At 56.0% G+C, this 25557-nt stretch carries 35 protein-coding genes, 1 tRNA gene and 2 pseudogenes; 16 read left to right on the top strand and 22 right to left on the bottom strand.

Translation table 11 applies throughout. From position 1 onward, the window contains the following. Positions 1 to 143 precede the first annotated feature (143 nt). A complete protein-coding gene (locus QP888_RS05105; RefSeq protein WP_284812416.1) occupies positions 144 to 410 on the top strand; it encodes a hypothetical protein in 267 nt (88 codons plus the stop codon). A 142-nt stretch (positions 411 to 552) separates the two neighbouring features. Here QP888_RS05105 and QP888_RS11110 read toward each other — a convergent pair whose 3' ends face one another. From QP888_RS11110 to QP888_RS05070, 9 genes are all read right to left on the bottom strand, one after another. Beyond that, on the bottom strand, positions 553 to 735 hold the full coding sequence (locus tag QP888_RS11110) for an integrase core domain-containing protein (RefSeq protein ID WP_350338228.1): 183 nt from the start codon (positions 733 to 735) through the stop codon (positions 553 to 555). Further along, entirely contained in the window at positions 735 to 1175 is a 441-nt protein-coding gene (locus tag QP888_RS11105; protein WP_350338226.1) for a hypothetical protein, read from the bottom strand. Before QP888_RS11105 ends, QP888_RS11110 begins: the two co-directional genes overlap by 1 nt. A gap of 229 nt (positions 1176 to 1404) precedes the next feature. Next, complete coding sequence (locus QP888_RS05100; RefSeq protein WP_284812415.1) at positions 1405 to 1632, bottom strand: hypothetical protein; 228 nt, start codon at positions 1630 to 1632, stop codon at positions 1405 to 1407. A gap of 199 nt (positions 1633 to 1831) precedes the next feature. After that, positions 1832 to 2011 carry a hypothetical protein gene (locus QP888_RS05095; protein ID WP_284812414.1) on the bottom strand — a complete coding sequence of 60 codons (180 nt, stop codon included), beginning with the start codon at positions 2009 to 2011 and terminating at the stop codon, positions 1832 to 1834. Positions 2012 to 2034: 23 nt separating this feature from the next. Further along, a complete protein-coding gene (locus QP888_RS05090; RefSeq protein ID WP_284812413.1) occupies positions 2035 to 2436 on the bottom strand; it encodes a hypothetical protein in 402 nt (133 codons plus the stop codon). A gap of 356 nt (positions 2437 to 2792) precedes the next feature. Beyond that, positions 2793 to 3350 (bottom strand): hypothetical protein, encoded by a 558-nt coding sequence (locus QP888_RS05085; protein WP_284812412.1) that lies wholly within the window; start codon positions 3348 to 3350, stop codon positions 2793 to 2795. Continuing rightward, positions 3347 to 3553 (bottom strand): plasmid mobilization relaxosome protein MobC, encoded by a 207-nt coding sequence (gene mobC / locus QP888_RS05080; protein ID WP_284812411.1) that lies wholly within the window; start codon positions 3551 to 3553, stop codon positions 3347 to 3349. Before mobC ends, QP888_RS05085 begins: the two co-directional genes overlap by 4 nt. Positions 3554 to 4653: 1100 nt before the next feature. Next, positions 4654 to 5085, bottom strand: coding sequence for a primase C-terminal domain-containing protein (locus QP888_RS05075; RefSeq protein WP_284812410.1), 432 nt, complete (start codon positions 5083 to 5085; stop codon positions 4654 to 4656). Positions 5086 to 5467: 382 nt separating this feature from the next. After that, positions 5468 to 6844: a glutaminase gene (locus QP888_RS05070; protein WP_284812409.1), complete on the bottom strand. Its 1377-nt coding sequence runs from the start codon at positions 6842 to 6844 to the stop codon at positions 5468 to 5470. 114 nt (positions 6845 to 6958) lie between these two features. On the opposite strand from QP888_RS05070, the gene QP888_RS05065 reads away from it, so the two are divergent. Next, positions 6959 to 7555 (top strand): nicotinamidase, encoded by a 597-nt coding sequence (locus QP888_RS05065; protein WP_284812408.1) that lies wholly within the window; start codon positions 6959 to 6961, stop codon positions 7553 to 7555. A gap of 40 nt (positions 7556 to 7595) precedes the next feature. Here QP888_RS05065 and QP888_RS05060 read toward each other — a convergent pair whose 3' ends face one another. Beyond that, positions 7596 to 7877 carry a DUF3618 domain-containing protein gene (locus QP888_RS05060; protein ID WP_284812407.1) on the bottom strand — a complete coding sequence of 94 codons (282 nt, stop codon included), beginning with the start codon at positions 7875 to 7877 and terminating at the stop codon, positions 7596 to 7598. A gap of 130 nt (positions 7878 to 8007) precedes the next feature. Here QP888_RS05060 and bcp point away from each other — a divergent pair, with 130 nt between their 5' ends. Further along, a complete protein-coding gene (gene bcp / locus QP888_RS05055) occupies positions 8008 to 8478 on the top strand; it encodes a thioredoxin-dependent thiol peroxidase (protein ID WP_284812406.1) in 471 nt (156 codons plus the stop codon). A 116-nt stretch (positions 8479 to 8594) separates the two neighbouring features. Next, positions 8595 to 9215 carry a TetR/AcrR family transcriptional regulator gene (locus QP888_RS05050; protein ID WP_284812405.1) on the top strand — a complete coding sequence of 207 codons (621 nt, stop codon included), beginning with the start codon at positions 8595 to 8597 and terminating at the stop codon, positions 9213 to 9215. 147 nt (positions 9216 to 9362) lie between these two features. On the opposite strand, the gene bioD is transcribed toward QP888_RS05050, so the two are convergent. The 3 genes from bioD to QP888_RS05035 are packed head-to-tail and all read right to left on the bottom strand — an operon-like array spanning position 9363 to position 12407. Continuing rightward, positions 9363 to 10040: an ATP-dependent dethiobiotin synthetase BioD gene (bioD, locus tag QP888_RS05045; protein WP_284812404.1), complete on the bottom strand. Its 678-nt coding sequence runs from the start codon at positions 10038 to 10040 to the stop codon at positions 9363 to 9365. Between the two features lie 24 nt (positions 10041 to 10064). Further along, positions 10065 to 11417, bottom strand: a complete 1353-nt coding sequence (locus QP888_RS05040) for an adenosylmethionine--8-amino-7-oxononanoate transaminase (RefSeq protein ID WP_284812432.1) — start codon at positions 11415 to 11417, stop codon at positions 10065 to 10067. Positions 11418 to 11456: 39 nt separating this feature from the next. Beyond that, complete coding sequence (locus QP888_RS05035; protein WP_284812403.1) at positions 11457 to 12407, bottom strand: SPFH domain-containing protein; 951 nt, start codon at positions 12405 to 12407, stop codon at positions 11457 to 11459. Between the two features lie 221 nt (positions 12408 to 12628). On the opposite strand from QP888_RS05035, the gene QP888_RS05030 reads away from it, so the two are divergent. The 4 genes from QP888_RS05030 to QP888_RS05015 all read left to right on the top strand — a co-directional run bounded on the left by QP888_RS05030 (position 12629) and on the right by QP888_RS05015 (position 14859). Further along, positions 12629 to 13495: an SDR family oxidoreductase gene (locus QP888_RS05030; RefSeq protein WP_284812402.1), complete on the top strand. Its 867-nt coding sequence runs from the start codon at positions 12629 to 12631 to the stop codon at positions 13493 to 13495. A 108-nt stretch (positions 13496 to 13603) separates the two neighbouring features. Beyond that, positions 13604 to 14215: a class I SAM-dependent methyltransferase gene (locus QP888_RS05025; RefSeq protein ID WP_284812401.1), complete on the top strand. Its 612-nt coding sequence runs from the start codon at positions 13604 to 13606 to the stop codon at positions 14213 to 14215. 144 nt (positions 14216 to 14359) lie between these two features. Then, the gene (locus QP888_RS05020) at positions 14360 to 14563 is read left to right on the top strand and encodes a hypothetical protein (RefSeq protein ID WP_284812400.1); all 204 of its coding nucleotides are present in this window, start codon (positions 14360 to 14362) and stop codon (positions 14561 to 14563) included. Beyond that, on the top strand, positions 14563 to 14859 hold the full coding sequence (locus QP888_RS05015; protein WP_284812399.1) for a hypothetical protein: 297 nt from the start codon (positions 14563 to 14565) through the stop codon (positions 14857 to 14859). The genes QP888_RS05020 and QP888_RS05015 overlap by 1 nt, the downstream gene beginning before the upstream one ends. Before the next feature lie 245 nt (positions 14860 to 15104). Here QP888_RS05015 and QP888_RS05010 read toward each other — a convergent pair. Then, positions 15105 to 15186 (bottom strand) — tRNA-Leu (locus QP888_RS05010). Positions 15187 to 15258: 72 nt separating this feature from the next. Between QP888_RS05010 and QP888_RS05005 the strand changes: the two genes are divergently transcribed. After that, entirely contained in the window at positions 15259 to 15696 is a 438-nt protein-coding gene (locus QP888_RS05005; protein ID WP_284812398.1) for a hypothetical protein, read from the top strand. After that, on the top strand, positions 15696 to 16058 hold the full coding sequence (locus QP888_RS05000; protein WP_284812397.1) for a DUF3817 domain-containing protein: 363 nt from the start codon (positions 15696 to 15698) through the stop codon (positions 16056 to 16058). The genes QP888_RS05005 and QP888_RS05000 overlap by 1 nt, the downstream gene beginning before the upstream one ends. A gap of 26 nt (positions 16059 to 16084) precedes the next feature. On the opposite strand, the gene QP888_RS04995 is transcribed toward QP888_RS05000, so the two are convergent. From QP888_RS04995 to clpS, 8 genes are all read right to left on the bottom strand, one after another. Next, positions 16085 to 16726: a non-canonical purine NTP pyrophosphatase gene (locus QP888_RS04995; RefSeq protein ID WP_284812396.1), complete on the bottom strand. Its 642-nt coding sequence runs from the start codon at positions 16724 to 16726 to the stop codon at positions 16085 to 16087. Then, positions 16726 to 17517, bottom strand: a complete 792-nt coding sequence (gene rph / locus QP888_RS04990; RefSeq protein ID WP_284812395.1) for a ribonuclease PH — start codon at positions 17515 to 17517, stop codon at positions 16726 to 16728. Before rph ends, QP888_RS04995 begins: the two co-directional genes overlap by 1 nt. Before the next feature lie 31 nt (positions 17518 to 17548). Continuing rightward, positions 17549 to 18322 carry an MBL fold metallo-hydrolase gene (locus QP888_RS04985; RefSeq protein WP_284589664.1) on the bottom strand — a complete coding sequence of 258 codons (774 nt, stop codon included), beginning with the start codon at positions 18320 to 18322 and terminating at the stop codon, positions 17549 to 17551. A 79-nt stretch (positions 18323 to 18401) separates the two neighbouring features. Continuing rightward, positions 18402 to 19235 carry a glutamate racemase gene (gene murI / locus QP888_RS04980; protein WP_284812431.1) on the bottom strand — a complete coding sequence of 278 codons (834 nt, stop codon included), beginning with the start codon at positions 19233 to 19235 and terminating at the stop codon, positions 18402 to 18404. Positions 19236 to 19397: 162 nt separating this feature from the next. Continuing rightward, positions 19398 to 20108 (bottom strand): rhomboid family intramembrane serine protease, encoded by a 711-nt coding sequence (locus tag QP888_RS04975; RefSeq protein WP_284812394.1) that lies wholly within the window; start codon positions 20106 to 20108, stop codon positions 19398 to 19400. Positions 20109 to 20123: 15 nt separating this feature from the next. After that, positions 20124 to 21212 carry a P1 family peptidase gene (locus tag QP888_RS04970; RefSeq protein WP_284812393.1) on the bottom strand — a complete coding sequence of 363 codons (1089 nt, stop codon included), beginning with the start codon at positions 21210 to 21212 and terminating at the stop codon, positions 20124 to 20126. Positions 21213 to 21226: 14 nt separating this feature from the next. Continuing rightward, the gene (locus tag QP888_RS04965; protein ID WP_284812392.1) at positions 21227 to 21760 is read right to left on the bottom strand and encodes a DUF2017 domain-containing protein; all 534 of its coding nucleotides are present in this window, start codon (positions 21758 to 21760) and stop codon (positions 21227 to 21229) included. Positions 21761 to 21811: 51 nt separating this feature from the next. Next, positions 21812 to 22123, bottom strand: coding sequence for an ATP-dependent Clp protease adapter ClpS (clpS, locus tag QP888_RS04960; protein ID WP_026167937.1), 312 nt, complete (start codon positions 22121 to 22123; stop codon positions 21812 to 21814). A 159-nt stretch (positions 22124 to 22282) separates the two neighbouring features. On the opposite strand from clpS, the gene QP888_RS04955 reads away from it, so the two are divergent. The 6 genes and pseudogenes from QP888_RS04955 to QP888_RS04935 all read left to right on the top strand — a co-directional run bounded on the left by QP888_RS04955 (position 22283) and on the right by QP888_RS04935 (position 25452). Next, on the top strand, positions 22283 to 22609 hold the full coding sequence (locus QP888_RS04955; RefSeq protein ID WP_284611931.1) for a replication initiation protein: 327 nt from the start codon (positions 22283 to 22285) through the stop codon (positions 22607 to 22609). After that, the gene (locus QP888_RS04950; RefSeq protein ID WP_350338227.1) at positions 22588 to 23025 is read left to right on the top strand and encodes a primase C-terminal domain-containing protein; all 438 of its coding nucleotides are present in this window, start codon (positions 22588 to 22590) and stop codon (positions 23023 to 23025) included. Before QP888_RS04955 ends, QP888_RS04950 begins: the two co-directional genes overlap by 22 nt. Positions 23026 to 23195: 170 nt before the next feature. Continuing rightward, entirely contained in the window at positions 23196 to 23372 is a 177-nt protein-coding gene (locus QP888_RS04945) for a hypothetical protein (protein ID WP_284812391.1), read from the top strand. 114 nt (positions 23373 to 23486) lie between these two features. After that, positions 23487 to 24008: a hypothetical protein gene (locus QP888_RS04940; protein WP_284611929.1), complete on the top strand. Its 522-nt coding sequence runs from the start codon at positions 23487 to 23489 to the stop codon at positions 24006 to 24008. A 95-nt stretch (positions 24009 to 24103) separates the two neighbouring features. Further along, a pseudogene (locus QP888_RS11100) lies at positions 24104 to 24223 on the top strand (hypothetical protein); the annotation flags it as partial. Next, positions 24171 to 25452: pseudogene (locus QP888_RS04935) on the top strand (IS3 family transposase). The pseudogenes QP888_RS11100 and QP888_RS04935, both read left to right, overlap by 53 nt. Positions 25453 to 25557: the final 105 nt, after the last annotated feature.

Here is a 25557-nt window from a genome sequence, read left to right as displayed (position 1 = left end):
CACGTGATGGCCCCTGACATCATCACACTGCATGCTTTATCGAAAGATAGAAACACCACTCAAACGGACTTGACCCCGCCAATATCTGTTTAACCGCGGCACTGTAGAGAAACTAGCGGAGATGGAACGCACAGGGGCCGAAAATGAAAAAGCATAATTCGACAATTCCAGATATTCGCCTACGTGAAGCGTTCCTAGCGGCCTTGAAAAATAATGATTTATCGGGTGAAAAAATCATGTTCTCTGCACTAATGCAGCACATGACGCGGGAACAACTCACTGACGCTAATCGCTACCTAATCGAGTTATTCACCAACGCCGAGACTAAAGCGCCCCGGCTAGTCCGAGTTAACGCTAAGTACCTCGCCGCCCTACAAGAACCGAAAGATAACGCGTGCAATCACGCCTAATAATGAAAATGCTTGAAAACTCAACAGAAAAACGACGACTAAGGAAAACCAAAACAGTGATTAAGCACTCATCATTGCAGCCCGTGTTAACCGAAAAGACAGTACGCGAAATTGTCGACGTGAAGTGCCCTGGGTTTTGTTCCTAAGCATCTGCCTTGATTTCCAATATTTCTCGACTGGGGTGGTGTTCCCAAACTTCGACTTCGACCTCAGCCGGGGTGCGGTAGCCCAGACTCTGGTGGAGCCTTGACTCATTCCACCAATTCACCCACTCGAACGTGGCGATTTCCACGTCGACGACATCGTCCCACGTTCGCCTATGAATCAGCTCATTCTTGTGAGGAGCCGTTGACTCTCAGCCACAGCATTGTCATAGGAGTCGCTCACCGTCCCAGTGGACGCTGCGATACCGTGCTCGGCCAAGCGCTCGTTGTAGACAATGCTCACATACTGCAAACCATGATCCGAATAGTGAATCAGACCTGTTGTTTCCTTAGCAGACTTGGGTCGCCTGATTGAGTGCTTGCAACGGCAGCGCCTGAAGTGCGCATCGAATCCGACAACGCCCAGCCGATTGGGGCCAGGAGCCTTAAACTCACGATTGACCAAGTCTGGGCGCAGATTAGGCCCGTTAGGCTTACGGGTTGTGATAGGTGACCTGCCTTTGCTTTTGTCAGAAACACCGGCCAGGCGCATCAGCCGGGCGGTGTGTTCACGACCGATATCAATTCCTTCACGGCGTAGCGCATGCCACATCTTCCGCACCCCGTAGACGCCGTAATTGTCAGCATGAATCTCGCTGATGTAGTCAATGAGGGCAGCGTCGCGAAGACTACGGGCACTTAAAGCCCGCGCGCCTTGGATTGGCGGTAACCACGCGAGCTAAGAAAACCGCCTTCGCGATGCGTGTTTAACGTCTGGCAGATGAACTCGGGGTGAAACGATTCCGATGCAAATCGATGAACCGAATCATTTCTTAAGGTTTTGGGTCGAGTCATGAGGCGAAAAAAGCTGAGGCAGCTTTCAACAACTTGTTGGTGTCGCGAAGCTGTTGATTCTCTCGACGCAACCGTGCGTTTTCTGCAGCAAGGTCTTCGGGCATTGATTCCACAACACGTCCTTCGCGACGAGCGGACTGCGTCCATTGCCTCGCTGTGTGCCACGAAACTCCCAGCTTTGGAGCCACGAACTTGCACGCTTCGTGGTCAAATTTTCTCGGCATGTTAGAAGATTTTCCCATCTACTCAAACGGAACAAAACCTGGGGCACTTCATTTCGAACCGGTAGGGTTGCACCCCTGCCGGTTCTTTTTATTTAAATCTGGTTCTTAGCTTACACGCTATCTAACGTGTAAAAGCGGGTGGAAAGTCTACTTGTAGACTTTCCACCCGCTTTTATGTCTCTATGCTTTAAGGATTTATCTATGCGTTATGCTCGCGCGAAGCAAGATAAATTCCGGTTCCTGTCGATGCAAGAATTAAACCGGCTATTATCCAGCTAACAGCGTTATCTCCCATAATTCCTAGCCGTTGAAGAACGATTAAGAGAACTCCGAGAGCAAAGAATATCAGTGCAGCTGTATTTTTTTTTGCGTTTTTCATCTTTAGAATCTCCTCCGATGAATCTACTGAGAAGAGCAACCTGTTACGATGCCATTGATCTGAGTATAGATGACACCGTTTCCGTCCTTTGCACAGTCCTTGAGAGCGTTTTGGTTAGCCCAAGCCCATCCAAAGAGGACTCCGCTCGATACTCCAACTGGCCAATATTTAGCGCCCAAAAGTCCTGCAAGGCCTGCGCCGTCTTTGACGTTTGCGTAGGCATCAATCATCTCTTGTGTCTTACATGAATCAACTTTGATTTCTTCAGTCTGTCCGCCAGTCATGAAATCCACTGAGGTGACTTCTGAAGAATTCTCTCCCTTGCATTCTTCCGCGAATGCCGGCGATGCTACCCCTGCACCAATAAGACCTGTCGCCAAAAGCGAAGTAGCCATTGCTGACGAAATGATCTTCTTCATTTTCATGGTTCTTATTTTTCGTATCATCGCATCCTCGCGGTGTTGATTGTTGGGAACACTTCAACCCAAAAAGTAACCTACATCATATTTCAAGCAATTCTGCACCAAACCTGAGAATTGTTATCAAACCGGTATCAAAAACCCTGCAAGTTACCGAACCTCAGACCAAAAGTAACCCCACCGTGACCATAAACCCAGGCTTTTTCTTTGCTCCCTCGCTGATGATAGCTGGAAGCCAAGCCGCCAGATCACAGCCCATCAGAGGGTGGCTTTAGCCATCGCTTGCGACGCGTCAGCGCCCTTGACCGGCTGTGCTCGGCGGCTAAGATTCGCAGGTATCAGCGAGGAAAGCAAAGAAAAAACTACCGCTCAAAACCGCGCCCAGTATCGCGCGAAACTCCCCGTGTCCTCCGCTGATTTCGACCCGTAGTAGACTTGCTCGCCGTGACCGTCTTAGACACCGGAACACCACGAGCACGCCGCGCCAACTCCGCCGAAAGTGCCGTTTCTTCGCGCGAAATTCGCAAGTGCTCAGCCCTCTCACGGTGGGCTTTCACCTCAGCGGCAAACGACCGCTTACGGGTGTTCTCACGCCTACGCGAGGCAGTCTCTAACCCATAGGCTTTTTCAAGCTCAGAACAGGCTGTTTGGGCTTGTCGGCGGTCGTTCGCGGTGTTCCGTAGGGACACCTGCCAAACGGGGTTCTTGATTTCTGGGCGGGTGGCAATGGCTTCGCGCATATCCCGCACCCAGGAGTCCGGGCGGGTCGCTCCCCAAACGGCAAAGTTTCTGCCAATGGCAACACCGCCAGTTTCTAGCTTGCCGTTGCGGTAGTGCTGGTGTTCGTTCGCCTTGCCCGCTCCATGCAGATATGCGCCGATGTCACCGGGTCGTGAACCGCGCGTAATTTTGGCAATCATGAGCGCAACGCCTGACGGGTTTTTTGAAGCTCTGCCAACAGTGCGTTAAGCATCTGCATGAGTTCATCATTAGCGACAATCTGCTCCGAGTTCACCGCGCGCATGAGCTGATTCAGGTTGCTACCGGCTCGGGCAAGGTCAGCACGCACCCACCGATGATCAGCACCCTTATTATTGGCGCTTTTACTATCCGCACGATTCAAGCTCTCCGCCACCTGCTCCCGCGCCCAGGTCGAAACAGGCTGCTCACCCGCCGCCTACTGCCACCGCTCGAACACGTCCGGTTCGAATGAGAGCGAAAGGCGCTTACGCGGTGCGCTCTTAGCCGGTCGGCCAGCGTTCGATTTCGAACGCACCGGCTCAGGTTCTTGCGGTTACCTTTTCGACCACGAGAACAAACCTAAAACCAGGCCCCATTTCTTACGCGCCCCACGCGGAAGAAACAGCCCGCCGCAGGAGCAAAATGATTACGCAAGTAAGCAGAAATTTGCAGGGAGGAACGACCGGTGCGCAAATTTCTGGCTACCAGTAATCATACCTTGCATTGGCAGAGTTCACCCGACTTTGGAGGATACAGCGCGAACTCTGCCAGGCGGGGTTTCCCCTGCCCGAAGTCCTCACAAGCAAACGCCGCTGAGGGCAGAGGGAAACCCCGTTAGCCCGGAGTCCTACGCAGGGCGTGACCCCGGTGCGGACGAAGTCCAGGGGTCCACCGCTGAGCCGCCGCGCCCTGCGCCGCTTCCTCGATACACAAGTAGACGACCAAAACAAAGAACAGATGCTAGAGCGCTTTCACATCATCAGAGAGCTACGACAGCACACCGAACAAGCCCTGAAAACATGAGCAAGAAGCCGCCGAACATGCCCTCGCAGCAGGACCAACTTGGGCAGACGTGGGAGCAGCAGCAGGAATCACCCGACAGACCGCCCAGCAGACCTACCGACTACAAAACAAGACCGCTCGCAAAATTGAAAAACCGAAGAACTAGACCCCCTGGACTTCATCAAAGATTTGCCCGATCTCCCAGAACCAGCCGACCGAAAAACCTACCCGTTTACCTGGCTCAAATTCTCTGGGAACGGGAAGAACCAAGCAGACAACAGCGGGGACGTTGCCCTAAGTGCTTTGTGGGACGAAGTCGCGGGAGTTGTGGAGTATTTAGCCTGGGATATTGAGGCTCTAGCAACCGGTCAGAGTGAGCCTAACCAGGGGTAGAAAGTGGGGCGGCTGAGTGCACGAAAAGCGTAATACCCCGATTAAGCTCCATAAATGACACCTTTTTCTAAACGCGCCAACCACGTTTCACGGTCTCGATGCTGACGCCCATTTTTCGGCTACCTGGCGTTGCTTATAACCCGCCTTTTTCAGCTCCTGAATCTGAGATTTACGCGCGATGCTCTGCTCGCTCCGAACAGCCCGTGATGCGTTCGCACCTTTGGCAAGGTTGGCTTTCTGGGCTTCGGTCTTACGGTTGCCGCCCTTGCGCCCAATCTCCGCCATGAACTCCCGCAGGGCTTCAGGTACCGGCTCGCCGTCCTGGGTGGCGGTTTTCGGGGTGTACTTCTCACGCATGAACTTTTCTACACTCCTGACGATTCCAGCGACTTCAGTCGCCGGTAACGGCGGTTCACACTCAGAATTTAGCACATACGCCAGGGCTTCAAAGTCTTCACCGCGATAGGCGGCGCGGCGAGTGGTCTGGAAAATCGTTGCGTTGCGCGCTCCTGCGCTCAAATCGCCCCCCAGACGGGCACAGAACGCCCCGGGCGGTTCTCCACAGTGTGCTCTTGTGGCTCAGAAGCTCTCAGAAAGGCTCTCGGCGGCGTTGAAAGGGCTTTGAGGGCATACGGGATGGGCAATCAGCCGGGAAAATCACGTCTGCGCCCTCAAACAGTGGGTTCGGGGTTCGATTCCCTGATGGCGCACAATACAAGCAGGTCAAGTGATTGAATTCACAATCACTTGACCTGCTTCTTCGTTGTTACCCGGGTACCCGGACTCGACGCCGGAGTAAATAGTTAACGGCGCCGGAGTAAGCAGGGTAAACAACAAAGGGATGCAGACTTACGCCTCGCCCCCAGGTTGCCATCGATATTTTGCTGTATGAGCTCGTGCGTCATGCTTGTCCTTGATCTGCGCTGTCATCCCAGTCTTCCCAGTTATCGGGACGCTCCGGCTGGTCTGGATCCGGGCAATCGTCGTCATGATAGCGATCGTCTTCGCGCTCGGTAGCAAACGGCGCGGATTCCTGCTCGTTGACGTGAATCTCCGTGCCATCCACCCGGCGGTAATCCGGCACGTGATCGTCCGGGTCCACAATCGAGATGCGGAAGCCTTTTTCTTCTAACAGGTGCATACCCTCTTTGAGCAAATACCTGCCCATTTTGCGGATTCCCGAGACCCGCGTCATATCGAAAATAACGTGGTCCCCGGAAATCTCGTGCTGCGAGAGCTCATACAAAATAGATTCCGCAGAATTGAAGTTGATCATGCCTTGCAGCGTGACGACGGTATCTTCCTGGTATGTCACAATCGAGCGCACCGCATCCACACCGGCGCGGTCATCGGCTGCCATCAAGTGCAAGCCCATATCCTGCGAAAGCAGCTTGAAAATCCGCACACCACGCACGGAATTACCGTATTCATTCAGCCGCGGCGAATATGACGCAAACCCCAACTGGCCCGGCAACGTACCCAGCAGACCACCCGAGACACCAGATTTTGCCGGGATTCCCACGTGCGCCATCCAGCGACCAGCTTGGTCATACATGCCCGCCGAGCTCATCACTGCCAGTGTCAACCGGCACACATCCGGATCCAGCACCCGCCTGCCATTCAGCGGATGCTTACCTCCGTTGGCCAACACAGCAGACATAAATGCCAGGTCGCGTGTGTTCACGATGATCGAGCACTGGGCGGTATAACTGACAACCGCATCGTGGGCATCATCCTGAATGATGTCGTAATTACGCAGCATGTGCGCCAGCGACAGATTACGATCCGCGAATTTCAGCTCGGATTCACACAAGTCATAATCCACCCGCAGCTGCCGACACGCCATCTCGGAGAGGAAGGAACGAATCATTTCGATACGGTCTTCCACCGTGGCTTCCGTGCCACCAATCAGCTGGGTCACGGCAATCGCACCCGCGTTAATCATTGGGTTCACCGGACGGTGGCCTTCACGGTCCAAAGAAAGCTCATTGAAGGCCTCACCCGATGGTTCCATGCCGACGATTTCGCTGACTACATCAATGCCGTGCTCCTGCACAGCCATGGCGTACACGAACGGCTTAGAGATCGATTGGATGCTGAATTCCACCTCGGCATCACCGGCACTATAAATATGCCCGGTGGTGGTACACATGGCCGCACCCAAAGCATTCGGGTTTTTATTCGCCAATTCCGGGATATAGTCGGCATTCGCGCCTGCGTCTTTGTAGCGGACCTCGTCCAGGATGGTGTCGAGGTAGGAAGAAATAGGTGCTTTCACAATCACTCTCCTGGAAAATTCAATCGAAAACTAAAACAGCGGCAAAATCCTGTGCCAGAATACGCGCTCCACGCCCGTGAACAAACAGCCGGGAGACTACTAGACTGGAAAAGTATGAGCGACAACACTGATAACCCAGAAAACACTGCGCACACCGCCCTGATCGTCGTCGATGTGCAAAACGATTTTTGCCCGGGAGGTTCCCTAGGCACGGAGCGTGGCGACGACGTCGCAGCGCGCATTGGCGCACTTGATACCAGCGGTTACGGCCACGTGGTAGCCACCATGGACTGGCACATTGATCCCGGCTCGCACTTTGCCCCGGAAGGTGAAGAGCCCAACTTCACCACCACGTGGCCAGTACATTGTGTCGCTGATTCCCACGGTGCACAGCTACACCCCGGTGTGAGCGACATGGAATTCGACGCAATCTTCCGCAAAGGCGAATACACCGCGGCATATTCCGGGTTCGAAGCCGCAAATTCCGAGGGCACCGGATTAGCCGAGTGGTTGAATGAACGCGGCATTACGCGGGTGGATATTGCAGGCATTGCCACCGATTACTGCGTGCGCGCGACGGTGTTGGATGCCTGCACGCAAACAAAAGCCCGCGTGCGCGTGCTGCGTAATCTCTGCTCTCCAGTAGCTGAAGAAACAGAACGCAGCGCTATCGAAGAGATGCGCGACGCGGGTGCGGAGATCGTCGACTAGCTTTTCAGCGAGCGCGACCTGGCGACACGAGCGTGCCGGGCTAGACGTCGTGTTCGACGATCATGCGTTTGAGCTCTTGAATATCTTTCTTGCGCTGGCGGCCTTTAAATACATTGAAAGCAATGCCAGCGGCCACAACGGCCCCCACACCTGCCAGGACTTTCTGCACCTGCGGATCCTGTAGCTTTTCCAGGAAATTGGATTTGGCATCGTTCACTAGGTTCGACGGCTTGGTGCGCTGTGCAAGCTCATCAAGCGTTCCCGCCAGCTGTTTGCGGGTGCGTTCAATATCACGCTGAATATCGTCAATTTTCCGTGCCACGTGCACTCTCCTATTAGTTCACTGCTGTCGTTTACTGTTCACAGTTTCCTGGCAATTATGTTAGCTAGTCTACGTCAGACTACCTTTCTGCGCCTACCCGGTGGCCTGCTAACCCGGTACTGTGTTGGGTATGAGCAATATTCAACTTGGCGTAGGAGATACTGCACCCGATTTCGAGCTGCCGAACGACGAAGGCGGCACCACGAAACTCTCGGATTATTCGCGGGTACTAGTTTATTTCTATCCCAAAGCCAACACACCTGGATGCACCAAAGAAGCGTGCGACTTCCGCGATTCTTTAGGCCAGCTCAATGAACTAGGCATCGACGTCATCGGCATCTCGCCGGACAAGCCAGAGAAACTCGCGGAGTTCAAAAAGGACCACGACCTGAATTTCCCGCTACTTTCCGACGTCGATAAGAAGGTCATGGAAGCCTACGGAGCATTCGGCGAGAAGAATAATTATGGCAAGAAGGTCCAGGGCGTTATTCGTTCCACGTTCATCGTCAACAATGGCGCGATTGCGATGGCACAATACAACGTGAAAGCCACCGGCCACGTCGCACGTGTGGTGCGTGATTTGCCGGATCTGGAAAGCTAAACCGAAACCACGACCGACAATAGCTATCAAAGCTACGACCAGAACGACCACCGAAACCACAGCCGGAACCACACCCCAAACCACAACGACGTTAAAGACAGGCAGGACGAAAGCCGATGTCAGAGATTCTGGTGCCACGGCGTCGGCCATCGCAGGCGCGTAGCCGGGAGCGTTTTCACCGCATCTTGCAGGCCGCGCGCAGCGTGCTTGTCGACGTCGGCTTTGATTCTTTCACTTTCGACGAGGTTGCCCGCCGCGCCGAAGTGCCAATCGGCACGCTTTATCAGTTTTTCGCGAATAAATACGCGATGATCTGCGAACTCGATCGCGTCGATACCGCAGAATCCATCGGCGCGTTGCAGTCTTTTTCTGAGCAGATCCCCGCGCCCCAGTGGCCCCAGGTTCTGGAAGGGTTCATCGATCACCTCGCCCGGATGTGGAGTGAGGATCCTTCCCGTCGTGCCGTGTGGCATGCCATCCAATCCACTCCGGCTACCCGCGCAACAGCCGCAGATACGCAGCAGGAAATGTTGGCGATCATCGCCCAGGCACTGCGCCCACTGGCACCGGACATGGCAGAAGATGCGCGCTTGGACATGGCCGGTCTGCTGGTACATACGGTGGTCTCTTTGCTGAATTATGGCGTGCAGGACGAAGATCCTGCAGCACTTGCCCGCACCGTCGACGAGACCAAGCGTATGCTGGTCGCCTACCTATGTAGCGTGGCGACGCTGTAACGCTGCGCAGTAACCAGAGTGGCGCCGTGACGGCTACGCCATTCACAATCACGAACCCCCCCGGCGGAAACTCGACCCCGGCAGCTCCAATTGCTCGCGCAGCCCAGGCATATGCACCAGATCAATACCGATTGCAATGTGCATGTCTTAGAGCCCAGTCAGCGGTAGTCCCGCCACAGAATGAAAGGCAGGAACACCGAGCTTGTCGACGCGCTCCCGAAACTCTTCCGGTGTGCACGATCCAATGCCCTCCGGTAGGCTAAACCAGAGATTTTTCCCAGTCACCCGGGGCAGTTCCTGCATGTTCAACTGTGTCGCCAAGTCTGGTTCTTCCGGCAAGCTGCCACCAACGAGCCCGGCAACCTCCACACCAGCAAATTCTGCCATGCGCACCGTCAACTCGGCCATATTCAAACTACCCAGTCCGGTGCTGGTCACCACCACGAGTTTTTCACCTAAGTCTTTGGCCAAATCTAATGCACTGAATTCCCGGCCCCGCGCATCCGTACCCAGGCGCACCAGCAATCCACCGGCACCTTCCACCAAACAGATGCCATGTTCCGCGCGGAAATCCGAAATCCACTGGCCCACCGACTCACGATCGGCCTGCGGCATCCCGGCGCGTGTGGCGGCTAGGTTGGGTGCCAGTGGGTCTGGGTAGCGACGGTAGACATCCCCGGCAATTCCGGTGAATTTCTCCACGACCCCGGCGTCGTCATCCGCACCAGTCTGCAGAGGCTTAAGCACCGGCTGCTGCCAGGCCCACCCCAGTGCCGCCGCCGCAATGGTCTTGCCGACGCCCGTGCCAGTCCCAGTAATGATCATGCAGATTCCTTCGTTCTTGCTGCTTTAGTGCGCAGCCTGCGCAGAGCTGCCGCAGGCTGCAACGGTACGCGCAATCGACCGGCAGATGGTGGCGATCTCGTCGTCAGTGCAAATATACGGCGGCATCGTATACACCAGACGCCCGAAAGGACGAATCCACACCCCTGCCGAGAGCGCGGCAGCAGTGGCGGTGGCCATGTCCACATCATGTTCCATTTCCACCACGCCGATCGCCCCCAGCACGCGGACGTCGGCCACGCCTGGCACCTCGCGCAGCGGATCTAGCCCGTCGACAAGCCGAGCTGCAATGCGTGGGACTTGTTCACGCCAGTGGCCTTCCCGGATCATGGCTGTCGCCTCGCTGGCTACTGCACACGCCAGCGGGTTAGCCATAAACGTCGGTCCGTGCATCAACGCTGCAGGCTGCATAGTTTCGGCGATTTCTTTTGTCGCCAGCGTGGCTGCCAACGACATAAAACCACCGGTCAAGGCCTTGCCGACACACAAAATATCCGGGGTAATTCCAGCAGCGTGGGTGGTAAATAGATCGCCGGTACGGCCAAAACCGGTAGCGATCTCGTCGGCGATCAGCACGACGCCGTGCTTGGTGCAGAGTTCGCGTATGCCAACCAGCAACTCGTGGTCATGAAAGCGCATGCCTCCGGCACCCTGTACTACCGGTTCGATAATCATCGCGGCGATCTCGTCAGTCATGGCTTCGTCGACCACGCGTAAGTATTCGGCACGCTGGTCTGGGCTAGCACCACGCGTCGGCGGTGCGGGAACAAAAACTTGTTCCTTCACCGTCCCGTTCCACAGCGAATGCATGCCGCCGTCTGGATCACACACGCTCATCGCTTGGAACGTATCGCCGTGATAGCCCGAGCGCCAGGTCAACAGTTTATTCGGGGTGCTTGTGCTTGTGTCGCCGCTGTTTTTACCGCGGGCGTACTGCAACGCCATCTTGATTGCGACTTCCACCGAAACCGAGCCGGAATCCGAATAAAACACCTGCTGATAACGGTTTTCGGTCAGAGCAAACAAATTCTGCGTCAACTGCGCAGCAGGTTGGTGTGTCAGCCCGCCGAACATGACGTGACTCATCGCAGAAATCTGGCGCTGTGCCGCATCCACCAAACGCGGGTGGGAATGGCCAAAGCAGGCAGCCCACCATGAACTCATGCCATCAATCACCCACCGTGATTCGGGTTTCACAGGTTGTTCTGCAGTTGCACCCGGTACTGCGGCGGTGGTGGCGTCGGCAAGCTCTAGATAAATACCCTCAGTCGAACGCACCAGGCGGGTCGGCTCGCCAGGGGCGGCATACGGATGCCAGATGTGCTGGGCATCGATCGCGGAAATTTCACTGGCAGGCATCTGGGAAGGCGGCAACTGCGCATCGGTGTCGGGCACGGGCTAGTCCTTCGTGATGTCGTGGTTCTGCTGAGGAAAGCGTGCGGTCTTCGGGGATGTATTAGCAGCACTCAGCTGCGTCGAGTACAACACATTACGCATGCCGTCGAAAAGCTCCCCCATACCGCCCGGGTTATTAGGCATGAACATGACATTCGAACCGCCATTGCCGGCAACATCGACCATCGCGTCCAAATACTGCGAGACCAACATGAGCACTTCCGGGGATTCCTCGATGCCTGCCTCACGCAACAACTCGTACTGCGCAGCGATACCTTCGACGATCTCTTTGCGCTGATCAGCCACACCACGGCCCTGCAATCGACGGGCTTCAGCGGCGCCTTCGGCCTCTTTGACCACGCGGATCTTTTCGGCTTCTGCCTGCGAGACCGCAGCATCACGTTCACGCTGGGCGGCGTTAATGGCGTTCATGGAATCGCGCACCTTGGAATCCGGGCGGATATCCGTGACCAAGGTATTGACGAAGTGCCAACCATATTCCGCCATGTTGTCACGCAGAGATTCCGCCACGTTGCGGGCAATATCATCCTTAGAAGAAAACGACTCATCCAGCTTCATGCCTGCCACAGAAGAACGCACATTATCCTGCACGTACGCGATGATCTGCTGTTCGTGATTAGACAGCAAATAATATGCCTCGCGCTCGCGGCCCTCCACGACTTGATATTGCACCGCGACGGGGATCTGAACGAAGACGTTGTCTTGCGTTTTGGTCTCCACCATCACGTCGAGCTGTTGCACCTGCAACGAGATACGATCACGCACCTTATCGACGAACGGGATCTTAATATTCAGCCCGGCGTGCGCGACATGGTGAAATTTACCCATTCGCTCGATCACGGCGGCCTGCCGGGTTTGCACCGTGAAAATCGAAGAGGTGGCCACCAAAATCAGTAATACGAGGAGAATCCCCAGCGTCGAAAGCAAAACCATGCGCGTGTCCTTTCCAATAGGTCTCTCACGTGAGTAACTGCGGCTCCCGGCCGAGAACCCAGTATCAACACATGTCATATGACCCATGCGTACTATCGCTAATTCCCTTCCTATTTAAACGCATTTCCGGTGTATGCGTAACCCCGTGGTGCATCGTGGTATTTTCACACAAAACTGTTATCTGTAACACAGATAATAAAAATGTGGCGTAGTCTATGAGCATGAAGTCTAGGAGCAAGAAGTCTACGAGCGAGAACTCAGCACAGGTCAATTCCACGAACACACAAACCGCAACCAGCAATTCTCCTACCAGGGCCACACCACGCAGTATTTTCGTGTCCGGGGGCGCAACGGGCATCGGCAAGGCCGTCGCCAAGAAGTTCCTCGACGCAGGGTGGGTGGTCGGCGCCTATGACATTGACAACGACCGCCTGCAGCAGTTCCAAGCCGAATCCCCACAGCTCATCACCGGACACCTGGATGTCACCGACGCCGAACAATGGGACGAGGCATTGGCACATTTCACCGCGCATACCGACGGAACACTCACCGTCCTGGACAACAACGCCGGTGTAATCGGTTTTGGCGATATCACTGAGCAAGACCCTGACCTGATCGCAGCCCAAGTAAACATCAACTGCACCGGCGTCACCCTAGGCGCACGCGCCGCACACCAATACCTGAAGAAAACTCCCGGTGCGCACCTGGTGAATATGGGATCGGCATCATCCATTTACGGCCAACCACACATCAGCCCTTATTCAGCATCGAAGTTTTACGTGCAGGGTTTTAGCCAAGCGCTGGAGCTGGAGTGGGAAAAAGACGATATTCGCGTGGTCAACATCATGCCGCTATGGGCGAAAACGAAACTATCCAGCGGTGATGCGGAATCAATCAAGCGATTGGGTGTGAATCTGACCCCGGAGCAGGTTGCCGACAAAATCTGGCACGCAGTACACCCCGCCAACAGGTTAACCCGGCATCGCATCATGTATTCGGTGGGGCTACCGTCGTTACTCATGCGCTACGCTGCCCGTTGTGCACCATCCATTGTTGTGCGGTTTATAAACAAGCTGATCGCGCAGTAAATCACAGCGCAATTAACGCTGATTTGTCTCTATTCACTTGTCGACGCTGTTGTTCACTTGCCGACTCTGTGCACGCCGAGCGCACCGCCCACGCACTAGAATGGAGCCATGCCTACCTGGAATGACCTCACCCGTAACAACCCGTCGCACTCAGAAAACTACGCTGCACGCTGGAAACGCTTCGTCGCCGAAGGCAAAGACATTGATGGCGAGGCGCGCTTTATCGACGCGCTGAGCCCACGCGGTGCCAAAATCCTCGACGCTGGGTGCGGCACGGGGCGTGCCGGCGGCCCATTGATTGCACGCGGCCACACCGTCGCCGGAATTGATCTGGACCCGGTGCTTATTAACCATGCACAGCATGATTTCCCGAAAGGCGAATGGCACGTCGGCGATCTGGGCTCTGCCTCATTGTACGACCAGCCAGAGCTGGGGCACATGCGCGGCAGCTTCGACGTGGTTTTTAGCGTCGGAAACGTGCTTGGCTTTATTGATCCAGTAGACCGCGAGCACGCCATCGAGAATCTTTATGCGCCGTTGCGCCCGGGCGGTCGCGCAGTACTGGCCTTTGGCGCTGGCCGAGGTTGGGGCTTCAGCGAATTCCTGGATTCTTGCACCGAAGCTGGTTTTGCACAAGAACTGCTGCTGTCTAGCTTCAATATCGAACCATTCAATACCGACTCCGACTTCCTCATCGCAGTTTTGCGTCGTCCGCGGTAGTAGCGGTAGCAACCGTGCGTGCCTAGCAAAAAATAATTATGCAAGTTCAAACATGGTCAGCTCTTTTCAGGTATCCCCCAGGGCAATACCCCCGGAGCAAAATATGGAAACATTGGATACGGAGAGAGGAAGAGGTGAGCTAGATTGAGTCAATTATTGGCAGCTAATGCGCGCCAGCAAGGCGACTGCATAGGCTTTCAAGACGCACATGGTCGTATGACCTGGGTCCACCAAGACGAAGTCGATGAGACAAACAGTGAACTGTTCTCCGACCCCAATGCACTAGCCCGCTTCAACGATGGACTGGAAGATTTCGCAGACGGGCGATTCGTCGACTTTGAGCTCTAATGCAGCGCATCAGCATTAAGTGGACGCCAACCGCCTACGAAGGCACGCAAAAATTTTTACGCAAACAGCCGGAGAAGAAAAAGAGACTTGAGAAAGCCCTTCGGCTTCTTTCCGAGTATGGGCCGCAGTATCCCAGTTTGCGTACGCATGCGATGAGCGGTGTGAAAGCTGCGGATAACTCGACTATTTACATCTCTTATGTGGAAAACCACACCCCGACTGCATGGCGCCTGTATTGGTCGTACTGGGGTAAGAGTCAGATCATCGTTATCTACGCCGGCCCTCACCCCGAGTAATTGCGGGTTTAACGAATAGGCCGAGTTTTTAGATGAAGTGCCCCAGGTTTTGTTCCGTTTGAGTAGACGGGAAAATCTGGAACATGCCAAAAATTAGGAACAAAACCCGGGAGACTTCAACCCTGAAATTTTTGACCCATTTTTGACCCGCTCTCTGACCGAGAACGGCCCCTCACGAACCCAAACCAGAAAACAAGAAACCCTCGCTTACCTGGCAAAACACCTGGTAGCGGGGGTTAAAATAGTGCGCCCGGTGAGACTTGAACTCACACGTCCGAAGACACTGGAACCTAAATCCAGCGCGTCTGCCAATTCCGCCACGGGCGCTTGCAAAAAATCAGTCTAGCGCACACCACGGCTGTCGCCAACTCCGGCACCTAGTTCGGTAATCTTGAAGCCGTGAAGGACTCGCAGAATGACAAGCGCACCACAATCCGCGTGCGGTGGTGGCACATCATCCTGCTCGCCATCGTCGTCCTCTGTTTCTTCGGGCTGGCCTGGTGGCAATGGACCCGATTCCAGTCCGGTTCCGGCACCTTCCAAAACCTCGGCTACGCACTTCAGTGGCCATTATTCGCGGCCTTTGCGGTATTCGCCTACCGTATGATCCTGCGCTATGAAAACGAGAAACTGGCCGAAGAAAATGACCCCAAGACCGACAACCAGCCCTATGTCGCGAATCGACACAAGCTAGAACAACGAGTCACCGCCATCGACGACGACTTCCTGCCCACCCGCCGCAACGATAACGTGGAAGCGTTCAATAAGCTGGCAGACCCGGCAGCCCGTCGTCGACAAGCACATAGACAGCATTCAACCCAGAAAAAGGACAGCTAGTGAGCACTCAAAAATCTATCAACCCCGAGCGGCAAAGACGCGTGCGCAGCGCACTGACCATTTTCTCGGCGCTGGCTTTTATCACCGGCTTCTTCCTGCTGTTCTTGGTCGGCCGCATGATCAGCGAATACATCCTGGGCCTTGAGATCCCCGTGTGGGCGCGCTATATCGGCGTCGCCCACGGTTGGGTTTATGCCGGATTCGTACTCAGCGTGATCAACCTGGGGCTGAAGGCCCGCTGGGAGCCGGTGAAATGGCTGAGCACCGCACTATCCGGCGTGGTGCCGTTTTTCTCGTTCTGGATGGAAGCCAAACGTCGCAAAGAAATCACTACTCAATTTCAGCTTGCCGACGTCCGGTAACCGGCAACTAGCGCAGCTGCCACTGTTTAGCGCAGCAAATCCGCCAGTGTCGGCACCAGCTGCGCCAACGCCTTGCCCCGGTGCGAGGCGGCGTTTTTCTCTTCCGGGCTTAACTGCGCAGAACTCCGCGCCTGCTCGAAGCTGCCGGTCTGCGCGATTTCCGTATCCGAGACGAATAGCGGGTCATAACCAAACCCATTTTCCCCGCGCGGGCTGCGCAACAGCTGGCCTTCCCAACGGCCTTCCACCACGTGCTCGGCGCCATCCGGTGTCACCAGCGCGCACACGGACACGAATGCGCAGCTGCGGCGCTCATCCGGGACATCAGCAAGCTGGGCCAATAACAATTCGTTATTCGCAGCATCATTGCCGTGCTCGCCACACCAGCGCGCAGACAACACACCCGGCATGCCGTTGAGCTCGTCGACGGCCAGGCCGGAATCATCCGCGATGGTGATAAGCCCGGTGTTTTTCGCCCCGGCACGCGCTTTAATCAACGCGTTATCGACGAAAGTGCGGCCGTCTTCCACCGGCTCATCATAGGCCGGAGCATCCGCGGTGCCGATAACCTCGACGTCGCCAAGATCGGCCAATTCCGGGGCCTCGGCCACGATCTTACGCAGCTCGGCCAGTTTCTTCGGGTTATTCGAAGCAACCAGGATGCGCACTAGGCATCGCCTCCCCGGTCGCCATCATGGGCATTTGCCTGCGAATCAGCTACTCCAGGCAGAGGCTTTGCCAATGCGGCGCGCTGCGCTTCGATCAACTCGTAGCAGCCTTTCTGCGCCACATCCAGCATCTCATCCAGTTCATCGCGGCCAAAGACGCCATTTTCGCCGGTGCCCTGGATCTCCACGAAATCACCGTGCGCATCCATCACCACGTTCAGGTCGACTTCCGCCCGGGAATCTTCCTCATACGGCAGATCCAGGCACACGTGGCCGTCGATAATGCCCACGGAGATCGCAGCAATCGGATCCAGCAGCGGCTCGCCCGGAACCACACCCTGGTCTTGCAGCACGGCGATGGCGTCGGCAAGCGCCACATAAGCACCAGTGATTGCGGCAGTACGGGTACCACCGTCAGCCTGCAGTACGTCGCAGTCCAGGTTGATGGTGTTCTCGCCCAGCTCACCCAGATCCACCGCGGCACGCAACGCACGGCCCACCAAGCGGGAAATCTCGTGGGTGCGGCCTTTGACTTTGCCGCGCATGGACTCGCGTGGCATACGCTCGTGGGTAGCAGAAGGCAGCATCGCATACTCGGCGGTCAACCAGCCTTCGCCGGAGAATTTCTTGAAACGCGGCACGCCTTCCGACACCGAAGCCGTACACATCACGCGGGTATTACCGAATTCGACCAACACGGAACCAGCCGGGTTGGAGGTAAAACCACGGGTGATGCGCACTGGGCGCAGTTCGTCAAGGGCACGTTGATCAGCTCGCTGAAAATCAGACATGCCTGCCAGCATACCCGCACGCGGTGCCGGTTTAGAGCGTGTATTCGTTGCCCGGCAAAGCCACCTGGACCGGGCCCGCAAAATAGTTTTCCGCTGCCTGCACGGTCGCGGCAGTATCACCCCAGGGCTGCAGGTGCGTCAACACAAGGTTGCGCACCCCGGCTGCGGTAGCCAGTTCGCCGGCATCAGCACCGGACATGTGCATACCGGAAATTTTATCTGCTGCGCTGGCCCCCCACGCGGCTTCACACAAGAAATATTCGGCGTCGCGCGCGCAATCCACCAAGTCTTCGGTATATGCAGTATCCGCCGAATACGCGATCACCTTGCCGCTGGCGTGATCTTCAATGCGCAGCGCGAAAGTCTCCGTCGGGTGCACGGTGCGATACGGGGTGATCGTGGCTTGTTCAAAAACCTGCGGCACCCCGTGTTGGAAAGGCTGGAACTTGAAAGTATCGGAAAGATCGTCGACCTCGTCCAAGAAATTGCCACTCATCCGACCCAGATGCGTGACCGTGTGGCTGGGCCCCAACAGGCGGTGACGTCGACTAGCGCCCCGAGTGGGATGAAAACGACGCCACACCAGCAAACCGGGAAAATCGCTGCAATGATCTGCATGCATGTGGCTCAGTACCATGTGGCAATCGCCGGGCTCGCCGATTTCTTGTAGCGCAGCGAACACGCCGGAACCAAAATCCACCACAATCGGAGAAGCCGAAGGATCACTAAACGTCAGCAAATACCCGCTGGCCGGATTGCCCGGCGCGGGTACCGATCCAGAAGATCCAAGGACTGTGAGTTTCATGACGTCTATCCCAGTTGCATCCCAGCTTCATCACAGCTGTCAGTTAATCGCTGACAACTTTTTACTCGATTCTCATAGTTTAGGCCTTGCCGACGCCCGTTGCAGATTGAGTGACCTCCCCCACGCCCAGACCCAAAAACCGCTGGGAAAGTTCCGCGAATTTCTCTGGATCGCCCGTAGACTCAAAAACGCGCTGTTGATTTTTCCCGGTAGCCAACAGGTCCAACTCGGTCAGCCGCCGCAGCACATCTTTCGCGGTCTCCTCCGCCGACGAGACCAGCGTGACGCTCTCGCCAATCGCCAGCTGCAGCACACCGGAGAGCAGCGGGTAATGTGTGCAGCCCAGCACGAGCGTGTCGACGCCTGCCGATTGCAGCGGCTCCACATAGCCTTGCGCCACCCCCAAAATCTGGCGGCCGGAGGTAATGCCGCGCTCGACGAAATCCACGAACGACGGGCATGCCACCGCCTGGGCAGACACCGCCGGGTTGAGCCGGAACATATCTTGGTAGGCACCTGATTTTACAGTTCCTTCGGTGCCAATGACACCGATCTTGCCGTTTCGGGTAGTCGCCATCGCACGACGTACCGCGGGTTGGATGACCTCGACGACGGGGACGTCGTAACGCTCCCGCGCATCATGCAGGAAAGCTGCGGTGGCGGTGTTGCAGGCGATGACCAGCATTTTGCAGCCGCGTTCCACCAGCTCATCGGCGACCCGCTGGGCGTGGCTGCGTACTTGCGCAATCGGCAGTGGGCCATAAGGGCCGTGCGCGGTATCACCGATATATAGCACCGATTCATTCGGCAACTGATCCATGATGGTGCGCGCTACCGTCAGCCCACCGACACCGGAGTCAAAAATTCCGATCGGTGCTTCCCGGTCATGCTCGCGCGGAGTGCGGTTACTCATGGGTGCAAATAATGTGCTCTGTACGGGGCTCGCGGCGGTGGTCTCGGTTGTGCTCACGGGTTGTAGTTTAGCGGCTGCACAAAATCAGGTTGCTCAGTCTTGTCGACGTCTGTGCTTGTCGACGCCTGCGCGCGCTCGTGCGAACGCGTCCACTGCCGCTGGCTATTTTGTGTTGCGCACCATGAATCCGGCAATGATGCCGCCGATGAATCCACACAGGTGCGCCTGCCAAGACACGCCCGGCATCGTCGGGAAGATCCCCCAGATCAATCCCGAGTACACGCTGGCAATGACCACACCGATCGCCAGTTGTGCCATGCTGCGATTGAAAATGCCGCGTACCAACAAGTAGGCAAACCAGCCGTAGAGCACCCCGGAAGCACCAATATGCACCGTCCCCACGCCACCGATCAGCCACGTGCCCATGCCTGCAACCAGGGTGATGATCAACGTCGATTTCAGCCACACATGCTTGCCCGAGGCCGCAATGACGAAAGTGAATAATGCCCCTGGGATGGTATTAGAAATCAAGTGCGCAAAGTTGCCGTGAATCAGCGGCGCCGTAAACACCGTCCACCAGGCTGTAGTGTCCAGAGGGTGCACACCATAGGCCAGCAGCGATCCGCCGAGCACATACTGGTTGACGATGTGCACCGCCCAAATCACGACAACATAAGTCACCGCATAAGAGGTGCCCGCTTGTAAACGCTGGCCGACGCCTAGCCGCGCAGGTCCACCACCACCGCGGCGGGCCGGTTGGTTCGACTGGTACGGCATCATCCCGCCGGTGTGGCCAGTGTTTCCCGGTCCGGTGTAATTCGGGTTGTACTGCCGGAAATTGTCACGGGGTGGTCGGCGAAAACTTGGTTCCATCGGCTGGTCATTCTCCTAATTCGAGGAATTCGCTGGCATAGCCAGCTGCGAGTACGTCGGCAAGCCATAACCGGGTTCCGCATGGACCACGGCATGCACGATGGCATCGCAGACCACCTGAGAACTTGCCGCGCACAGGGCAGTCATCGTTTCTGTGGTGATCGTTTCTGCAGCCGTCGTTTCTGTGGTGGTCGCTGGATCGTCCACCATGCTAGACGAATTGGGGGGGGGCGAGTCAGCTGTTTCTTTCGCAGCCGGTTCTTTCGCAGCTGTCGAAACTGCAAACAGCGTGTCCCCGTCCAACGGGCTGTGGGCAGGCCGTACGGCCCAGGAAATCCCATCGTGGCCACACATCGCCAACCGGCGTAACTGCGCTTTGCTCAGCGGCGCGTTGGTGGCGATCACCCCGATGGTGGTATTCAGTGATGCGGCTGGGCTGGGTAGATCCGCGAATTTTTCCGGGTCCACGGGTGCGCGCTCCGGGGCACCGAACATTCTACCCGTAGCTGCATCGACGACCTCACCGACGGGGTTGGCTACCACGGCGGCAGAGACCCGGTAGCCTGCAGCTTCCCGGCTGGCTTGGCCAAACCCGCCGCGTAGCTTTCCGGCGGTAGCTCCACAGCCAGCGCCGATGTTGCTTGTCGACGTCGTAGTTGCTGCGCCGTCGACGTTTTCCAGCGCACGAGCAGTAGCACACTGCCCGTCTGCCGCGGTCGGTCGGTGTTGCGGATCGCCTACGGCAAGATCGAAAATCACCGCCGCGGGCACGATCGGCACCACTGGCCCATCGCTATCCGGGCCGAAAACGCGAAAACCAGCCCCGCGTGATTCCAACTCCGCCATCGCACCATCGGCAGCTGCCAGCCCATACGCAGAACCGCCGGCCAGCACAATCGCTTGTACTGCACCGACGGTATTTTCTGGCGCCAACAAGTCTGTCTCGCGGGTTCCGGGGCCGCCGCCGCGCACATCAACGCTGGCCACCGCGCCTGCACCAGAACCAGCTGCAGCGAAGCTCAGCACACTCACCCCGGTAGCATCGAGGCTTACATGCCCGATGCCCACACCGGGGCAAAAGTCCATTTCCGACCGGTTCGACATACACATCTAGTCTTTTAATCTTCCATCATGGCGGTAAGCAGCGAATCCTGGTTATACGCCAACCATTCCACCAACGCATCGCGGTCTGAGATCAGCTCTGAGACTTTCTTATCTGTATTCGCCAGATACAACCGGGCGTCATTCAGGCCCGCAACAAAGGCCTGCACCTCGGATTCATCCACGCTAATTTCTACGCCCTCGTTGACCTTTTCCGAGACCAACTGCAGGTTCTGCAACTTGGCACGCGCAATGTCATTTTCATGCAACGAGCGCAACAGGGAGCGATCGCCGTCGTATTCCTCGTCGCCTTCGCGCTGAAAATCCGGGAACAACCGCGCCAGTGCGGGATCGTCCGGCGCTTCTTTGTGGCCAGAAGGCATATCCATCATCTCAGCCAACTCGTCTTTCGGCGCGGACTGCGCGCGGGCGATAATCGCTTCCGCGACAGCGGCGATAATATCGCCCAGGGCTTCACGCTCAATGGGGTCGAGAACGGTCTGGAATTTCGGGCTGCGTCGCAGGCCCTTCTTCTTGCGCCACGGTTGCATGGTCTCGAAAGCTCCTCTAGTCCTTAATTGCTCGGAATATCGCGCCGGGGATTAGCCCGCTTGCTGCATCGTCGCCCACAGCCCAGCGGTGTGCAGCTTTTTCACATCGGCTTCCACCTTATCGCGCTCACCGGAGGTCACCACGGCTTTGCCTTCCGAATGCACCTGCATCATCAGCTCCTGCGCGCGGGACTTCGAATAGCCCAGCACGGTTTGGAACACGTAAGTCACATAGCTCATGAGGTTGACGGGGTCATCCCACACGATGCACATCCACGGCAGGTTCGCACTCGTAGCAACCTCAACGTCAATTTCTTCATCCAGCTCGGGGCTGGCCATTGGGCTAGATGCGTGCACTTCCATAGCGGAGGTTTCTAGTGCTACAGAAACTTCCGACTCGTGAACCTCAGACTTGCGCGTATTCATGATTGCCAGTTTACTGACTCGTTCCCGTGATTTCTGCATACTAGACATCCACATAGTTCAAGAACCTACAAGCGCTACATCGAAGCGAACCCAGACGTGATAAGTAACCTCCTCGTCGTCGACATCGACCACAACGACGCGCTCATACGCTCGATGTGGGACCGCGAAAGCTGGCGGCCTAACGCGGTGGTGGAAAACCCCACTAACGGCCACGCACATGCGGTCTGGGCGCTGAAAGCGCCGTTTGCCCGCACCGAGTACGCGCGCCGCAAGCCCTTGGCCTACGCCACGGCAGTCGTGGAGGGCCTGCGCCGATCTGTTGACGGTGACCGGGGCTATTCAGGTCTGATCACCAAAACCCGGAGCACGAATCGTGGGACAGCCACTAGGTCACCGACCACCTGTACACGCTCGATGAGCTGACGTTCTGGCTCGAAGAAACCGGCTTCATACCGCCACAGACGTGGAAACGAACCCGCCGTAAAAACCCCGTCGGACTTGGCCGCAACTGCGCCCTGTTCGAGTCCGCCAGGACGTGGGCGTACCGCGAAATTAGCTACCACTTCGGCGACCCCCAGGGTCTCGGGCGCATAATCCAGGAAGAAGCCCAACTGCTCAACCAAACGCAGTTCGAAACCCCGCTACCCGTCGCGGAGGTCGACCACATCGCGCGCTCGATCCACAAATGGATCATCACGAAGTCACGCATGTGGGCCGACGGCCCCGCCGCCTACGACGCAACATTCACACCCATCCCCAAAGCGCACGTGGCAAGAGGAGCGGGAAGGCTCGAACGGCTACAGCCACTGAACGCACTGCGGAAGCGGAACGCGTGCTGAAAGCATCTAATTCAAACCCCGCTCCAGAAAAACACGAAACTATAAGCACACAGGAGTACCGACAGATCGTCGTCCAGGAGTGGATTCAAGGTGAATAAACCAATCTTTTCTCGTAACGGTATGCCCCCTTAAAGAAGCTTCGAAATTAACCGGCGTACCCGTCCGAACCCTTGCTCGCTGGACTTCTGAACCACGCGAGGACTTCCTCGCGCGCCGACGAGAAACGCAAGCGTGTCCGGGAGTTGCGCTACCAAGGACTTACCATCTGCGCCATCACCAACGAGACCGGATACTCAGTCGGCACCGTCCACCGCTACGCGACTGAAGCACAAGAGAAATCTTCCTGATTTCCACGACCAAGCATGACCATTAATTTCCGCTAGATAGCGAGCGGAAATCCTTTTCCTGGCTTACAATAAAAGCGCTAGATTTGGTTTCGATTTTCATTAAAGGAAGGGAAAATGAGCAAAAAGATGAAGGCTCTCGCAGCCGCCTCTTCACTCCTCATTACAATCGCCGGTCCAATAAGCGCAGCTTCTGCAGCAGAAAATCCCTCTGTTGAAGACGCGATCAAACAGACTCAAGTTCAGCAAGGCGCAACTCAGACTTCAGTTGCTCCTGTCTCCAATCAAAGTGGTGGAGTCTCGACGCGCTCTGCTGATGGGATCACTATCGCTCCTGGCGGCAACGGTGCCTACGTTTCAATGAACGTTAGGGGGCAAGGTCTACATGTTGATAGTGCTTACGTGAACTATTTTCCAGGCACTGACATTGCGGGATCGAATGCCAGCGCTGAAGAATTTGAGCTTGCTTGGTATGAGAGCGGAGAACGACGCGCAGAGACCAAGGGGCCTGATTCAGGGCTGGTGAGGGCTACCCAGAGCTGGGACTTCAATCGTGATATTGATGCTGGTCCAATGTGCGGTCGCGTAAAGATTTCAGGAGCGTGGAGTAACTACGCCTGTGTAGAGATCAAACCGTAAAGGCAATAAAAAAAGCGCTGGAGAAGGATCCTTCTCTGAACTGCTCCCCATAATCCGGACTGAGAAATCAGAAACCAGATTATGGGGAGTTTTCTATGCATCCACACAGCAACCTGAGCCAGGCTCAACGTGAACAAGCAGTGGAACTATTTGAGCACGGCTATGGCGCTAGCGCGGTGGCTAATCGTCTCGGAGTCAAGCGGGGCCAGGTTCGAAGGCTTAAGGGTCGATTCCGTTTACATGGCAGACTTTGTCTTGTGAGCAAACCAACGAGGAAACAGTACTCCTTCGACACCAAGATTCAGATCCTTCGCCGCCATAAAGCCGGCGAGACCAAAGCCGATCTTGCCGAAGAATTCGGCTTGTCCTCGCCTGACCTGATTAGTCATTGGGTGTGAAAGGTCAACAAGGATGGTATTGATGCACTACGGCCGAATCCGAAGGGCAGGCCTCAAGACTCTGCTCGGCCTGCACCACTGACCGAAGAAGACAAACTGCGAGGTGAAAATGAGCTTGGCAAGGCTGAATTGGCGTACCTAAAAAAATTGCGGGACCCCAGGGATCAGCGACGAGGCTAAAAGTCGAAGCCATCATCACTGTTAAGTCTGACCACCGCCTCGATGACTTGATCACCGTATCTGGCCTGTCCAGGTCGACCTTCTTCGAACATCAGCGTCGCCTTGATGAACCGGATAAATATGCCCATCTGAAGAAACTAATAACGAAGATCTTTAGCAACTCCAACGCCACGTATGGTTACCGCCGTGTATGGCGTGGGTTACGCAACGAGAATGAGATCGTCAATAAGAAGTTGGTTCGCAAGCTGATGCGACAGCTGGGATTAGTATCGAAAATCAGGCGTAAGAGGTACAACTCTTACCGCGGAGCTATGAGCCACATTGCCGATAACGTGCTTGAGCGCAACTTCGAGCAAAGTGCACCGAATAAAGCGTGGGTTAGCGACGTCACCGAGTTCCGAGTCGCAGGCACCAAGGTCTACTTGTCGCCGATTTTGGATCTGTGTGACCGAACAATCTTGGCTCATACGCTGTCCAGATCACCGAATACCAAGTTCACATCACAATCGTTATCCGATGCCATTGCCCTGTTCAGCCCGGCTGAAGGACTCATTGTGCACACCGACCAAGGCTTCTGGTACCAGCACACCAGCTGGCGCAACCTGATTACAAACATTGGTGGCGTGCAGTCAATGTCGCGGAAAGGCAATTGCTATGACAACTCAGTGATGGAGAATTTCTTCGGTCACTTGAAATCTGAGATGTACCACGGTGTTTCTTTCAGCAGCGTCGATGAGTTCTGCCAAGCTGTTGATGATTACATCCTGTGATACAACACGACCCGGCTACAGGAACAATTTAAGGGCCTGGCCCCGATGCAATATCGGAACCAGACCCTTGCAAAGACCCAAACCATTGAGAATTAACCCAGTCCGGAAAACGGGGAGCAGTTCACTCCAGCGCTTTTTATTATCTCCTCGGTGAGGGTGTCTCAGATTCATTACGCTGCCGAGAAAATTCGTCTAACGCCT

The organism is Corynebacterium sp. MSK297 (assembly GCF_030232885.1).
Taxonomy (GTDB): Bacteria; Actinomycetota; Actinomycetes; order Mycobacteriales; family Mycobacteriaceae; genus Corynebacterium.
Note: the sequence above shows the minus strand (reverse complement) of the source record. Positions and strands in the feature narration are given on the sequence as shown.